We start from the raw sequence: 13725 nt of genomic DNA, 5'->3' as shown, positions 1-13725 counted from the left end.
AGGGGCCTTCACAGCCGGATCAGGGCTATTCCACCGTGACCATCACGGACTGCCAGCCGGAGGCGCCGTCCGGGACCGGGTCCGCGCGCCGGTCCGTCTGCACCTCGCCGGTGCCGTCCGTGGCCCTGACTTTGATGTAGTGGGCGCCGGGTTTGGCGTCCCATTCGTAGGACCACTGGCGCCAGGTGCTCCGCGACGCCTCGGCGGACAGCTCGGCGGCAACCCAATCGCCGTCGTCGATCTGGATTTCCACCCGGGTGATCCCGCGCGTCTGGGCCCAGGCGGTGCCGCCCACCGCCACCTTCCCCGCGGGCACCTTTGCAAAGGACTTGGGTACGTCCACGCGGGCCATGGTTTTGATGGGGCCACGCTCGGACCAGCCCCGTTCCGTCCAGTACGCCTTCCGGTCCGCGAAGCGGGTCACCTCCAGGTCCACCACCCACTTGGTGGCCGAGACGAAACCGTACAGGCCCGGAACCACCATCCGCACTGGATAACCGTGCTCCAGCGGAAGGGGCTCACCGTTCATGCCGATAGCCAGCAGGGCGTCCCGGTCGTCCTGCAGCACTTCCAGCGGAGTGGAGGCGCTGAAACCGTCAACCGAGGTGGACAGAACCATGTCGGCCCCGTCCTTGGGCCTCGCCCTGGCAAGCACGTCACGGATGGGCAGGCCCAGCCATTTGGCATTGCCGGCCAGGTTTCCGCCTACCGGATTCGAGACGCAGGTGAGGGTCACGTGCGCTTCGGTCAGGCCGGCGTCGAGCAGATCCTGGAAGCTGAGCCGAATTTCCTCCTCCACCAGGCCGTGGACGCGGAGTTCCCACTCGTCCGAGCTGACTTCCGGCACGCTCAGTGCGGTGTCGATGCGGTAGAAATCGCTGTTGGGGGTAAGCCAGGGCGTCATTCCCGGCACGGGTGACTGCACTCCCGCGGGAACGGCCGGGGCGGCCTTAGCCGGGGACGGCAACTGCAGGGCCGCCCGAACTTCGAGGAGGTTGCGCCGGGCGGTGCCAAGCAACCGGCCTCCTGTGGCAGCGATCCCGGCGGCGGCAGCAGTGATTCCGGCGGCAGCGAAAAACCGGCGCCGGCTGGCTGTCCGGGCGTCACCGGCCTGTCCGGCTGCGGAATCCGAGCCCGGCAGTGGACGCAGCAGTGCCAGCAGCAGCCGCAGAACCAGCAGGCCGGCGATCGTTCCGAGGACGCTGGGCACAGCATCCGCAAGGCCAACGCCTGCCCGGGTCACCACGCTCGCAACAATCACGCTGCCCATGAACACAACGCCCAGGACGCCCAGCACCCACCGCCGGTACGCCAGCACGCCCAGGATGCAGCCGAGAACGGCAATGGTGAGGCCCATGCCGGCGAACAGCGCGGCCTTGTCGTTCGTGCCAAAGGTGGCAATCGCGAAATCCTTCAGCCACGGCGGCGTGAAGTCGATGAAGGTCGAGCCCAGCGCGTTGAGCGGGGTGGCCCGCGCGGTGCCGAACGCACCGGCCAGTTCGGCAACGGCCAGTACGACGGCGGCCGCCACCACACCTGCCAACGCCGCCAGTGCAGTGGTGCTTTCCATCCGGTTCCGAAGCTTTGCCATGGTAGTTGTTCGGAGCGGCTTCCGGCGCGGATTGTCCGAAGTCCCGGCCATGACACAGCTTAGGACCGGGCAGGGTCCACAAAGTACCCTTGGAGACTGTGAAGGTACTCGTCATTGGCCCCGGAGGCCGCGAACACGCCATTGTCCGCTCCCTGCTCGCAGACCCCAACGTGTCCGAGGTCCACGCGGCTCCCGGCAACGCGGGCATCAGCAAGCTGGTTCCCACGTACAACATCAACGGCAACGATCCGGAAGCTGTTGCCGCGCTCGCCACCAAGCTTGCCGTTGACCTGGTGGTGGTGGGTCCGGAGGCTCCGCTCGCTGCCGGCGTCTCCGATGCTGTCCGCGACGCCGGGATCCCCGTGTTCGGCCCGAGCAAGGCCGCTGCGCAGCTGGAAGCCTCCAAGGCGTTCGCCAAGGAGATCATGGCCGAAGCCGGCGTGCCCACGGCGATGGCCATGGTGGCCTCCAACGCCGAAGAGGCGGCCTCGGCACTCGATACCTTCGGTGCCCCGTATGTGGTGAAGGACGACGGGCTCGCAGCGGGCAAGGGGGTTGTGGTGACCCGGAACCGCGACGAAGCGCTCGCCCACGCCCAGTCCTGCTTCGACGCCGGCGGCTCCGTGGTCATCGAGGAATACCTGGACGGGCCCGAGGTCTCGCTCTTTGTACTCTGCGACGGGCACAACACCGTTGCCCTCTCCCCGGCCCAGGACTTCAAGCGCATCTTCGACAATGACGAGGGTCCCAACACCGGCGGAATGGGCGCCTACACCCCGCTGGAGTGGGCACCCGAGGGCCTGGTCCAGGAAGTCATCGACAGGGTGGCCCAGCCCACCATCAACGAGATGGCCCGCCGCGGCACCCCGTTCGTGGGTGTCCTGTTCATCGGACTTGCCCTGACCTCGCGCGGCACCCGCGTGATCGAATTCAACGTCCGCTTCGGAGATCCTGAGACCCAGGCGGTCCTCGCCCGCCTCAAGACGCCGCTCGGTGCCCTGCTCCTGGCAGCCGCCAAGGGCGAACTGGACAAGGCAGAAGAGCTGCGCTGGGCGAAGGAGACCGCTGTCGCCGTCGTCGTCGCCTCGGAAAACTACCCGGACACTCCGCGGACCGGCGACCGGATCCGCGGCCTTAAGAAGGTTGAAGCCCTGGAGGGCGTCCATGTCATCCACGCGGGCACTGCCCTGGATGAGGAAGGCAAGGTAATCTCCGCAGGCGGCCGCGTTCTCGCCGTTGTGGCGCTCGGCAGCGACCTTGTGGAGGCCCGGGAAAGGGCATACGACGGCGTGGAGCTGGTGCAGCTGGAAGGCTCGCAGTACCGCAGCGATATTGCAGGCAAAGCGGCGCGCGGCGAGATCAAGGTACCGTACGGCGCCACCGGTTCACTGCCGGTAGTCAAGGGAAAGGCCTAAGCATGACGGAGACGCCCCGCGGATTCAATACCACGGCACCCGACCTGCCGGGCTGGAAACACGTCTACTCGGGCAAGGTCAGGGACCTGTACGAGCCCGCTGACGAGTCCATCCTGCAGCGCGTTGGGCAGGACTGCGTGCTGGTGGTGGCCAGCGACCGCATCAGCGCCTATGACCATGTGCTGTCCAGCGAAATTCCGGACAAGGGCCGCATCCTCACGCAGCTTAGCCTGTGGTGGTTCGACCAGCTGGACGTGGAACACCACGTGCTGTCCTCCACAGTTGAGGGCGGTGTGCCACCGGAGGTCGAAGGCCGGGCAATGATCTGCAAGAAGCTGGACATGTTCCCGGTGGAGTGCATCGCCCGCGGTTACCTCACCGGCTCGGGCCTGCAGGAGTACCGTGCCTCCGGCACGGTGTGCAGCATCCCGCTGCCTGAGGGCCTGGTGGACGGCTCCCGGCTGGAGCGCGCCATTTTCACGCCGTCGGCCAAGGCCGAGGTGGGGGAGCACGACGAGAACATCACCTATGACGCCGTGGCGGCAATCGTGGGCGACGATATTGCCGCCCGCCTGAGCGAGCTCACCCTGAAGATCTACACGACGGCGGAGCGCATCACCCGCGAACGGGGCATCATCCTCGCGGACACGAAGGTGGAGTTCGGGTATGACGCCGTGTCCGGGTCGATCGCCCTGGGCGATGAGGTGCTCACGCCCGATTCCTCCCGCTTCTGGGACGCCGCAACCTACAAGCCCGGCCAGGCGCAGCCGTCCTTCGACAAGCAGTACGTACGTGACTGGCTGACATCAGCCGAATCGGGATGGGACAAGTCCTCGGACGCGCCGCCACCGGCGCTTCCCGCTGAGGTGGTGGAGCGGACCCGCAGCCGCTACATCGAGGCCTACGAGAAAATCACGGGGAAGACGTTCGCCTGACGGAGCCCCAGCTGCTCCGGGCGAACGGGGCGTTGCTGATCTAGCCGGCTTTCTTGGCCGGCTTGCCGGTAGAGGAAGCCCTCTGCTGGGCCAGCTTGATTTCCAAAATCGCGTCCAGCACCTGCTGGACGCGATCCCCCGTGCCAGCCGCGCTGAAGGCCTTGTGCGCTTCCTCAAGGTGCACCAGGGCCTCGTCGGATTCGCCCGCAGCCTTGAGAGATTTGCCTAACAGGAGTAGAACTTCCCCTGCGATGTGCTTCGCGAGTGCATCGCGTTCACTATTAATGTCCCGCAACTTTTGGATTGCGGCAACGATGTCACCCGTGAGGTACATCCAGCGGGCGCGGATGAAGCTGACCTCCAACTCGTCACTCTTCGCTCCGCCCACGATCGACATGGCGAGCTCCGCCCGTTCGATCGCTGTCAGCGTTTCAGGCTCCACAATGCCTGCTTGCAGCCGCACGGAGGCGGATGCCTTGTTGAACCGCGCCCACATTTCGATGTCGTTGGCGGGAGAGAGCAGTCGGGCCGCCCGCTCGTGATGCTTCACTCCTTCGACGTAGTCATGCCGCATGAAAGCGACATTACCCACCACCCACGCCACTTCACCCGCAAGTTGCGTCATCGAATCATCCACCTGGGTAAGGAGCTGTTTGCAGTATTTCCAAGCCTCGTCGAGGCGGCCGCTATCCGCCAGAATTCCGATGAGTACCCGCAGGGCGGAGGTGACGATTGACGAGTGCTTCGGTAACTGCTCAGCCATGTTCACAGCATCCACTGCCTGTCCAACAGCGGCAGGCAATTGCCCCTGCTGCTGCAGGACTGCGGCAAGCATCTGCCGGGCCCGCACTCCCAGTCCCAGAGACTCCCTTGCCATGGGATGCTCAATAAGGCGTTCGACAATCCGCTGGCAGTCCGCGAGCTGATCGTTCCTCATAAGGCATTCAGCCTGCAAGTAGGTCATGTTCCACCACGCGCTGGTGTTTCTGCTTTCCAGCGCCAGTTGAGCAGCATTCGCAGCGTGGGTTGCCGCCAGCGGATAATCCCTCAAGTCCCAGGCCTGCCTCGCATAAAGGCCGGCCAGGACGTATTCAGCGTCACTGGCGGAAATTGGTTGGCTCCAGGCTTCCAATGCTTTGGGGGCAAGCTCGAGACGGCGTGCCAATTCCTCGATCACCTCGGCTGTCGGCTCTCTGCGCCCGGTCTCGAGCAGCGAGATGTAACTAGGAGAGTACAAGTCCTTCCCAAGTTCTGCTTGCGTGAGGCCGCGCCCCAAGCGCTCCGCCCGGAGCTTCTCCCCGAATCCGTTGCCCACAGGACTTCCTCCTTACTTGGGACATATGGAACTGACGCTTGACAGCTCCTGTGGAAAATATTTTACAATGTGTGTCAACAAGGGCTGTGCTGGCTTTGTAACGAATCCGACTCGTATTGAGGAACCAACATGTTTAAGAAGATCGCAACCGCGGCCGTCCTGGCGGCGGCCCTAGCTTTCTCTGCCGGGGCTCCGGCCGTCCTTGCCGCGGGTTCTCCTGAGGATCATGCCGGCAAGGTAGTTGCCAAGAGCGGTAACTGGCCGTATCCCGCGTCAGCAAAGGACAAGAAGGATAAGTCCGCCGACGACTCAGTGACCCCCTACAGTGGCGACTGGCCATACCCGGCCTAGCCTTCCTCGACTATAGGAGGCGAGGAACAGCCCCGGAGCCAGCTCCGGGGCTGTTCCATTTAACCCCCGAAACGTGGCTGCCTAAGTGCAAAAGGCCGGCCTTAACGCGGACGGCTTCACTTGCATTCAGGGGCTGGCTGGATGTAGCGAAACGAAAAAGAGGGCCTCCGGTAGGAGACCCTCTTTCGTTATGGTCGGGATGACAGGATTTGAACCTGCGACCTCTTCGTCCCGAACGAAGCGCGCTACCAAGCTGCGCTACATCCCGATCCGCTGCAAAAGCAACTTTACAAGGATAGCCGATCCCTGGTGCGGATGTGAAATCCGCCGAGTCAGACCAGCGAGTCCTTCCAGGCCCCGTGGAGCTCCGCAAAGCGTCCGCCACTGCCGATCAGGTCCGCCGGGCTGCCGTCCTCGACAATCCGGCCGTCATGGACCACCAGCACGCGGTCTGCGGTCTCAACCGTGGAGAGGCGGTGGGCGATGATCAGCGCAGTCCTGCCCGCCGATTCCGTCCCGGCCAGCAGGCGCGCCAGCCCGTTCTGGACCAGCCGCTCCGAGGGGATGTCCAGTGCGGACGTGGCCTCGTCCAGGATCAGCACGGCCGGCCGTGCCAGGAAAGCGCGTGCAAAGCTGATGAGCTGGCGCTGGCCGGAGGAGACGCGGCCGCCGCGCTTGTTCACGTCGGTGTCGTAGCCTTCGGGCAGCTCCTCGATGAAGTCGTGGGCGCCCACCGCTTTTGCGGCTTCTTCAATTTCGGCCCGGGACGCCTCGGGCCGGCCCAGCGCGATATTGTCCGCCACTGTCCCGCTGAAAAGGAAGGCCTCCTGGGTGACCATAACGATGTTCCGCCGCAGGTCAGTGGTGCTCAGGTTCCGCAGGTCCACCCCGTCCAGGGTCAGCGAACCGGAGGTGACATCGTAGAAGCGGGCAATCAGCTTGGCCAGGGTGGACTTTCCGGCGCCTGTCTGCCCCACCAGGGCCACAGTTTGCCCGGCGGGAATGTGCAGGTTCAGCCGGGGAACGATCACGGGGCCGTCGCCGTAGCGGAGCTCCACGTCCTTGAAGTCGATGCCGCCCTTGGCATTTTTCAGCGCCACGGGGTTCTTCGGCGGCCGTACGGTGGGTACCTCCTCGAGCAGCCCGGAGACTTTTTCCAGGGCCGCCTGGGCGCTCTGGAAGGAGTTGTAGAACATGGCCATCTGGTCCACGGGCTGGAAAAACCGTTTGGTGGAAAGCATCAGGGCCAGCAGCACGCCCACGGCAAGGTCTCCGGTCAGCACCCGGAAGCCGCCGGACAGCAGGACCACAGCAACGCAGACGTTGCCGATCAGCACCAGTCCGGGCTGGAAGATGCCGTTGAGGTTAATGGAGCGGACAGTCACCCTGCGGTACTCCTCGGCGAGTTGCCCGTACTGTTCGGCATTCTCGCGTTCCTTGCGGAAAACCTTGACGGCGCGGATGCCGGTCATGGTTTCCACGAAATGCACGATCAGCCGGGCGGACACCACCCGGGATTCGCGGAAAACTATCTGGGAGTGCTTCTGGTACCAGCGTGCCAGGAAGAACATGGGAACGCCGGCGGCCAGTACCAGCAGGCCGCTGCGCCAGTCCAGGGCGAAGACCGTGACCGCGGTGAAGACCATGAACAGCAGGCCCGAGGCCAAAGAGCTCACACCCGAGTCCAGGAGTTCGCGGAGGGCCTCGAGATCCGAAGTCTGCCGGGCAATGATCCGGCCGGAGGTGTACTTTTCATGGAACTCAAGGCTGAGCCGCTGGGTGTGCCGGAAGACCCGCAGCCGCAGGTCCAGCAGCATGGCCTGGCTGAGTTTCGCAGTGGAGGTGACGTAGAGGGCGGTGAGTCCCGCCGTCGCCATGGCGGCGAGCAGGTATGCGACACCGGTCAGCACGAGGGGAAGGTTGTCCCCTGCACGCAGGGCCGGCAGAGCGTGGTCGATGCCGAAGGCGATGAGCGCCGGGCCGGCCACGCGCGCGGCCTGGGAGAGGACCACCGTGGCAATGGTCAGCCAGAACCGTATCCGCACGGGCCGGATGAGGGACCCCAGCAAGGCGAGCGACCGCCGTCGTACGGCCCTGCTGTCACTCTTGCTGAGGTGGGCGTTGTCTTCATTGGCCGTGCCGAACGTGGCAGTGCTCATCGGGTGACCTCCTCTGCATGGTCCTCGAGCGCTGAAAGCTCCGAGTCCAGGTCCTTGGGTTCCCGGTCCAGACTGGCAATGACATAGCGGTAGTGGTCGTTGGAGGCCAGCAGTTCGGTGTGGGTTCCTACGGCGGTGATGCGGCCGTCCTCCAGCAGGGCCACACGGTCGGCCAGGGCCACGGTGGAGGGCCGGTGCGCCACGATGAGGGTAGTGGTGTCCTGGAGGACCTGGCGGAGCCTGTTCTCCACCAGTTCCTCTGTGTGGACGTCGAGGGCTGACAGCGGGTCATCGAGGACCAGGACGCGCGGGCGGGCCGCGATGGCGCGGGCCAGGGCGATCCGCTGCCGCTGCCCGCCGGACAAGCTGAGCCCTTCCTCGCCTATCAGGGTGTCCACGCCTTCCGGGAGCGAGAAGGCGAAGTGGGCCTGCGCCACGTCCAGCGCCTCATTCAGGACGTCGTCCGTGCGTTCCGGGGCGCCGAGCAGGACGTTGTCACGGACCGAGCTGGAGAAGAGGGTGGTGTCCTCGAACGCCACCGCGACGATGCGCCGCAGTTCTTCCACGTCGAAGTCCCGCAGGTCCACGCCGTCGATGGTGATGGAACCGCCAGTGACGTCAAACAGCCGCGGAACCAGCTGGATCAGGGCGCTTTTGCCGCTCCCCGTAATGCCCACCAGCGCCATGGTCTCGCCCGGAAGGACCTCCAGGTTGATGCCCTGGAGGATCGGCTTGTCAGGTGCGTCATCGAACGCGAAGGAGGCGTTGTTGAACACCAGCGCGCCCGTTACCTGCGGGGGGCGCCGCGGCTGAGGGGGACTGGTGATGGCGTTTTGCGTGTCCATCACTTCGTAATGGCGGTCGACGGCGGTCTTGGCGGTCAGTGCCATGGCCAGCAGCATGCCAGAGAACTCCACGGGAGAGGCGATGACGGCTGCGGTGGCGAAGAAGGCAACCAGGGCCCCGATGTCCAGCTGCCCGCTGGCGCACAGCATCACGCCGACCACCAGGCCGGTGCCGAGCGCGAGTTCGGGCAGGAGGGTGACCACCATGGTGAACATCGCCTGGTGGCGGGCCTTCTCGATCTCCGTCTGGCGGAGTTCCTCCGCCTGTTCGTTGAAGTTCTCCAGGGCTTCACGGCTGCGGCCGAAGGCCTTGAGGACGCGGATCCCGTGGACGGATTCCTCCACGGTGGTGGCAAGGTCGCCGGCCTGGTCCTGGCTGCGACGGGCCACCTTGCTGAAACGGGTGCGGAAGCGGAAGCTGTACGCCATGATGGGCACCGCAGCCGCCAGGAAGATCAGGGCCAGCTGCCAGCTCATGGCAAACATGACACTGATGCCGATTATGACGGTAAGCGTGGTGACCACCAGCATGATGGCGCCGAAGGCCATCCAGCGGCGCAGGAAGTTGAGGTCCGTCATGGCGCGGGAAAGCAGCTGGCCCGAGCCCCAGCGGTCGTGGAAGGAAACCGTCAGGTCCTGCAGGTGCCCGTAGAGCGACACCCGCATCTGCGTCTCTACGGAAGTGGCGGGGTTGATGACGAACTGCCGGCGGAGAGCAACGAGGCCGGCCTCTGCCACTCCCAGGACAAGGATTACCGCGGCGGAAATCCACACAGCTTCGGCGGCGCCGCCGGGCTTCAGTGACTCGTTGATGAGTACCCGCAGCACCTGGGGGATAGCCAGGGCAACCACGCTGGCCATGAGCGCGCACAGCAGCCCGAGCACGAGCCGGGGGATGATGGGACGGACATGGGGATAGAGACGGCTGATGGATCGAAAAAATGGAGTTTGCCTGGCCATGCCCGCTTCTCAAGCTCTAAATCGAATGTAGTTTCCCGTAGCAACTACCCTATGCCATGGGGTGAGACGATTCACAGGGAGGCGGCCTACCCGTCACCTTGCTGAGTATCGCGTTCGGTAATGGCGCCTTTACCCGGGCGGGGTGAGCGTCAGCAGAACTGCCTCGGGCTTGCAGGCGATCCTTACCGGTGAGAAGCGGGAGGTCCCGATGCCCCCCGAGACATTGACCGGCGTCGTGCTTCCATTGCTGGACCAGTCGTTCAGGCCCTTTGCCCGCCACGTGGGGAGGTCGCAGTTGGAGACAAGCGCTCCGTAGCCCGGGATGCACAGCTGCCCGCCATGGGTATGGCCCGCCAGCAGGAGGTCCGCGCCGTTCTCCGTGAAGTGGTCCAGGACGCGCTGGTAGGGCGCATGGATCACCGCCACCTTGAGGTGGTCGTTGGAGTCCTGGTTGACCGTTCCGCGGGGCCAGCCGGCATAGCGTTCACGGTTCAAGTGCGGATCGTCGACGCCGGAAAAGTCAAAGCGCATGCCGTTGAGGACCAGGGACTGGTGCCTGTTGGTCAGGTCGATCCAGCCGCCCATCCCAAACCCGGAGCGCAGCCTCGGCCAATCCAGCGGGACAGTCTTGGGCCGCACTTTGGAGGGGCCCAGCAGGTAGGAAGCGGGGTTGCGCAGGCTGGGCGCGAAGTAGTCGTTGGAGCCGGGAACGAAAACGCCCGGAAACCGCAGCAGGGGGCGCAGGGCCGCCAGGAGCGGATCCACCGCCTGTGCGTGGCTGAGGTTGTCCCCGGTGTTAACCACCAGGTCCGGTTCCAGGTCCGCCAGGGATTCGAGCCAGGCGGCCTTCTTCTTCTGGCCCGGGACAAAGTGGATGTCGCTGAGGTGGAGGATGCGGAACGGTGCCCGGCCCGGAGGCAGGATTTCCAGTGTTTCCTCGCGGAGCACGAACTGGTTCTTCTCCCACAGCCCGTAGCCGAACGCGGCTATTCCGGCGGCTGCTCCGGCTCCTGCGGTGACGGCAAAGCCGCGCCCTATAGTGCGGACGCGGCTGGCCAGTTCGTTCATGGTCATCGGCGGCTAGTCGTTTCCGCGGCCGTTGTCATCGTTGCCGTTGCCGTTGCCGCTGTCCCCGCCGCTGCCGCCGTTCGGAGCGGGAGCAGGTGCGGGCTGGGTAGCGGCGGGCGCCGGCGCCGGGGCCCTGGTTGCCTGCGGAGCGGAGGTGGCGGGAGTCCGGGTGGTGGACCCGCCGCCGCCGTTCAGCAGGTTGCTCGGCGGTGCAGGGAACGGATCGGTGCCGTACGACGGTGCGATCTGCGCCATGAACCTGGAGAACATGGGGCCGGCGATCATGTAGCCGTCGATGCCCTGGTAGAACTTGCCGTTCACGGTGATGTTCTGGCCGGGGCGCTGCTGCGCACCGAGGGCGTCACCGAACCAGGCGGCCGTGGCCAGGCCGGTGGTGTGCCCGACAACCCAGGTGGAGCCGTTGTTGTTGGACGTACCGGTCTTGGCGCCGATGGGGAAGTTGGTCCGGGTGGAAATTCGGGGCTGGATCAACGAGCCGGAGCCACGGTTGAGCACTTCCTGCAGCGCGTAGTTGACGCCACGGGCCACCTCCGGCTTCACGGCGTCCCGGCAGTTGGTGGACTGGGCGGGGAGCTGCTTTCCGGTCTGGTCCGTCACGTTGGTGATGGCGATGGCCTCACAGAACTTGCCGTCGTTCGCGAAGGTGGCGAACGCGCTGGCCATGGTCAGCGGGGAGGTCTGGGTGGACCCTAGCAGGTTAGCCAGGGTGGACATGTCGATCTTCGGGTTCGGATCCCCGTCTGCCGGCAGCCCGCCGTGGAGTCCGGTGGCATCCACGATTTTCTGGATGCCGCAGAAGTCCAGCTGTGCCGCGGACGCGAACGTCACGGTGTTGATGGAGTTGTAGAGGCCCTCCAGAACGGACAGCGGCCGGTACCACTGGGGTTCGGCGTTCTGCAGGTCGTCTGCGGCACCGAGTGCCTTCTGGGCTGTGTTGTAGGCGCCGGTGACCTGGCCGCAGGAGTTGCGCCACGGGAAGTTCAGCGGGTAGCGGCGCTGGGCGCTGTTAACCACGGTGTTCATGGACTTGCCCTCATTCAGCCATTGGGCAAAGGTGAAGGGCTTCATGGTGGAGCCGGGCTGGGCACCGCCCAGGCCGTTGAGGTCGTTGCCGTCCTTGTCCAGCTTGTCCACGTTGAAGTTCACCTGCGAGTCAAAGGACCCTTCGGCAGGCAGGAACGTGGTGTTCTGGGCCATGGCGACGATCTTGCCGCTGTTGGGCTGCACGGACACCAGGGCGGCGCCCCACTTGTCCGGGTTGGCCCCGGCGGAAGCGTTCACCTGTTCCTGCGCTGCAGCCTGGGCGGCCGGGTCCAGGGTGGTGGTGATGGTCAGGCCTCCGCCGTAGATAAGGCGTTGACGTTCTTCGCGCTCTGCCCCGTAAGCCGGGTTGTTTTCCAGCAGGTGCAGCACGTAGTCACAGAAGTACGGTGCGGTGGCAGCGTAAGCGCAGCCCTGCTTGGGCCGGGTCACCTTGGTTTCCACGGGGGTGGCTACCGCGGCGTCGTAGTCGGGCTGGGTGATCTTGCCCTGGTCCAGCATGAGCCTGAGCACCAGGTCCCGGCGCTGCTTGGAGGCCTCCGGGTTGTTGATGGGGTCGAAGGCGGACGGGCTGTTCACCAGGCCGGCGAGCAGCGCCGCCTGGGGCAGGGTCAGGTCCTTGGCGGAAGTGCTGAAGAAGAACCTGGACGCAGCTTCGATGCCGTAGGCGTCACGGTTGAAGAAGACGATGTTCAGGTAGCCCTCAAGGATCTGCTCCTTGCTGAATTCCTTTTCCAGGGCAATCGCCAGTTTCATCTCACGGAGCTTGTCGCCCACGCCCTTGTTCACGCCGTTGAGCTTGATCTGGTCCTCGTTGCCCTCTGCGGCGAGGTTGGCGTTGAGGACGTTGTTGACGTACTGCTGCGTGATCGTTGAGGCACCCTGGCGGTTGCCGCGGGCCGTGCTGACGAGGGCGCGGAGGATGCCCGTGGTGTCCACACCGCCGTGGTCATAAAAACGGCTGTCCTCGACGGCGATGACAGCCTCTTTCACGAACGGTGAAATCTGGTCCAGGGAGACCTTGGTGCGGTTCTCCGTGTAGACGCTTGCGATCTCACTGCCGTCCGCCGCCAGGATCCTGGTGGTCTGGTTCGGCGGATCCACCTTCAGTTCCGCCGGAAGTGTGTCGAAGAACTCGATGGAACCGCTTGCGGCGCTGCCCGAAACGGCGGCCGCCGGGACCAGCAGGCCAGCTACCAGGACACCGCAGATCGCACTCACGCCAAGGAAAACTAGGATCTTTCCGAGGGTGGTGGCAGTATCGAATAAGGGGTTCTTACGAGATGCCATGTTTTCCACTTTACCGGCAAGGACTAGTCTTTCTCTCATGACCAAATGGGAGTACGCGACGATTCCGCTCATTATTCACGCCACAAAGCAGATCCTGGACCAGTGGGGAGACGACGGGTGGGAGCTCGTCCAGGTTGTCCCGGGACCCGACGGAAACGGCCTCGTTGCCTACCTCAAGAGGGAGAAGCAGTAGCATGAGCACCCCCGCAGAAGCCCGCACCGGCGCGGCAGCGGCCCCTGTTTCAGCCGTCGAACAGCGCCTCGCCGAACTCGGCTTGACCCTTCCGGAAGTGGCTGCGCCAGTGGCCGCGTACGTGCCCGCCGTCGTTTCCGGCAGCCACGTGTACACCTCAGGCCAGCTTCCATTTATTAACGGCAAACTTGAAGCAACGGGGAAGGTTTCAGCCGGCACCGAGGGTGCCGCGGATGAGCCCACCGTCTCGCCCGAGGACGCGCAGCGCTACGCCGCCGTCTGTGCAGTGAACGCGCTGGCCGCCGTCAAGAGCGTGATCGGCGACCTGGACCGGATTACGCGTATCGTCAAGGTTGTGGGCTTCGTCTCCTCCGACCCGTCCTTCACCGGGCAGCCCGCGGTCATCAACGGTGCCTCGGAACTGTTGGGCCGCGTCCTTGGTGACGCCGGGCAGCACGCCCGTTCCGCCGTCGGCGTTGCCGTCCTCCCGCTCGACGCGCCGGTGGAAGTCGAACTGATCGCCGAATTCAACTAGGTCGCT

General features: G+C 65.0%; 11 protein-coding genes and 1 tRNA gene. 5 read left to right on the top strand and 7 right to left on the bottom strand.

What is annotated here, in order from left to right; translation table 11 throughout:
* Positions 1-25: 25 nt before the first annotated feature.
* Complete coding sequence (locus ACLH0K_RS14905) at positions 26-1591, bottom strand: molybdopterin-dependent oxidoreductase (protein WP_411374323.1); 1566 nt, start codon at positions 1589-1591, stop codon at positions 26-28.
* A gap of 98 nt (positions 1592-1689) precedes the next feature.
* On the opposite strand from ACLH0K_RS14905, the gene purD reads away from it, so the two are divergent.
* Together purD and ACLH0K_RS14895 are read left to right on the top strand one after the other, a co-directional pair.
* Entirely contained in the window at positions 1690-3006 is a 1317-nt protein-coding gene (purD, locus tag ACLH0K_RS14900; protein WP_411376490.1) for a phosphoribosylamine--glycine ligase, read from the top strand.
* Between the two features lie 2 nt (positions 3007-3008).
* On the top strand, positions 3009-3941 hold the full coding sequence (locus ACLH0K_RS14895; protein WP_411374322.1) for a phosphoribosylaminoimidazolesuccinocarboxamide synthase: 933 nt from the start codon (positions 3009-3011) through the stop codon (positions 3939-3941).
* Between the two features lie 40 nt (positions 3942-3981).
* Here the strand turns inward: ACLH0K_RS14895 and ACLH0K_RS14890 are convergent, their stop codons facing one another.
* Positions 3982-5256 (bottom strand): helix-turn-helix domain-containing protein, encoded by a 1275-nt coding sequence (locus tag ACLH0K_RS14890; protein WP_411374321.1) that lies wholly within the window; start codon positions 5254-5256, stop codon positions 3982-3984.
* A gap of 129 nt (positions 5257-5385) precedes the next feature.
* On the opposite strand from ACLH0K_RS14890, the gene ACLH0K_RS14885 reads away from it, so the two are divergent.
* Complete coding sequence (locus tag ACLH0K_RS14885; protein ID WP_411374320.1) at positions 5386-5607, top strand: hypothetical protein; 222 nt, start codon at positions 5386-5388, stop codon at positions 5605-5607.
* Positions 5608-5798: 191 nt separating this feature from the next.
* Here ACLH0K_RS14885 and ACLH0K_RS14880 read toward each other — a convergent pair.
* The 5 genes from ACLH0K_RS14880 to ACLH0K_RS14860 all read right to left on the bottom strand — a co-directional run bounded on the left by ACLH0K_RS14880 (position 5799) and on the right by ACLH0K_RS14860 (position 12991).
* Positions 5799-5875: transfer RNA gene (locus ACLH0K_RS14880), tRNA-Pro, on the bottom strand.
* A gap of 64 nt (positions 5876-5939) precedes the next feature.
* Positions 5940-7766 (bottom strand): ABC transporter ATP-binding protein, encoded by a 1827-nt coding sequence (locus ACLH0K_RS14875; RefSeq protein ID WP_411374319.1) that lies wholly within the window; start codon positions 7764-7766, stop codon positions 5940-5942.
* Positions 7763-9571 carry an ABC transporter ATP-binding protein gene (locus ACLH0K_RS14870; protein ID WP_411374318.1) on the bottom strand — a complete coding sequence of 603 codons (1809 nt, stop codon included), beginning with the start codon at positions 9569-9571 and terminating at the stop codon, positions 7763-7765. Before ACLH0K_RS14870 ends, ACLH0K_RS14875 begins: the two co-directional genes overlap by 4 nt.
* A 129-nt stretch (positions 9572-9700) precedes the next feature.
* Complete coding sequence (locus ACLH0K_RS14865; protein WP_411374317.1) at positions 9701-10645, bottom strand: metallophosphoesterase; 945 nt, start codon at positions 10643-10645, stop codon at positions 9701-9703.
* A gap of 6 nt (positions 10646-10651) precedes the next feature.
* Positions 10652-12991: a transglycosylase domain-containing protein gene (locus ACLH0K_RS14860; RefSeq protein WP_411374316.1), complete on the bottom strand. Its 2340-nt coding sequence runs from the start codon at positions 12989-12991 to the stop codon at positions 10652-10654.
* Between the two features lie 37 nt (positions 12992-13028).
* Here ACLH0K_RS14860 and ACLH0K_RS14855 point away from each other — a divergent pair, with 37 nt between their 5' ends.
* Together ACLH0K_RS14855 and ACLH0K_RS14850 are read left to right on the top strand one after the other, a co-directional pair.
* The gene (locus tag ACLH0K_RS14855) at positions 13029-13184 is read left to right on the top strand and encodes a DUF4177 domain-containing protein (RefSeq protein ID WP_003797879.1); all 156 of its coding nucleotides are present in this window, start codon (positions 13029-13031) and stop codon (positions 13182-13184) included.
* A gap of 1 nt (position 13185) precedes the next feature.
* The gene (locus ACLH0K_RS14850) at positions 13186-13719 is read left to right on the top strand and encodes a RidA family protein (protein ID WP_411374315.1); all 534 of its coding nucleotides are present in this window, start codon (positions 13186-13188) and stop codon (positions 13717-13719) included.
* The last annotated feature ends 6 nt before the right edge of the window (positions 13720-13725 follow it).

Origin of the sequence: Arthrobacter sp. MPF02 (assembly GCF_046605375.1) — a bacterium.
Classification (GTDB): Bacteria; Actinomycetota; Actinomycetes; order Actinomycetales; family Micrococcaceae; genus Arthrobacter.
This window is presented reverse-complemented; position numbering and strand designations above follow the sequence as displayed.

Excerpts from the sequence above, each read along its gene's own strand:
- ACLH0K_RS14905 (WP_411374323.1), bottom strand. The coding sequence starts at position 1,591 with ATGGCAAAGCTTCGGAACCGGATGGAAAGCACCACTGCACTGGCGGCG.
- ACLH0K_RS14895 (WP_411374322.1), top strand. The coding sequence starts at position 3,009 with ATGACGGAGACGCCCCGCGGATTCAATACCACGGCACCCGACCTGCCG.
- ACLH0K_RS14885 (WP_411374320.1), top strand. The coding sequence starts at position 5,386 with ATGTTTAAGAAGATCGCAACCGCGGCCGTCCTGGCGGCGGCCCTAGCT.
- ACLH0K_RS14875 (WP_411374319.1), bottom strand. The coding sequence starts at position 7,766 with ATGAGCACTGCCACGTTCGGCACGGCCAATGAAGACAACGCCCACCTC.
- ACLH0K_RS14870 (WP_411374318.1), bottom strand. The coding sequence starts at position 9,571 with ATGGCCAGGCAAACTCCATTTTTTCGATCCATCAGCCGTCTCTATCCC.
- ACLH0K_RS14865 (WP_411374317.1), bottom strand. The coding sequence starts at position 10,645 with ATGACCATGAACGAACTGGCCAGCCGCGTCCGCACTATAGGGCGCGGC.
- ACLH0K_RS14860 (WP_411374316.1), bottom strand. The coding sequence starts at position 12,991 with ATGGCATCTCGTAAGAACCCCTTATTCGATACTGCCACCACCCTCGGA.
- ACLH0K_RS14855 (WP_003797879.1), top strand. The coding sequence starts at position 13,029 with ATGACCAAATGGGAGTACGCGACGATTCCGCTCATTATTCACGCCACA.
- ACLH0K_RS14850 (WP_411374315.1), top strand. The coding sequence starts at position 13,186 with ATGAGCACCCCCGCAGAAGCCCGCACCGGCGCGGCAGCGGCCCCTGTT.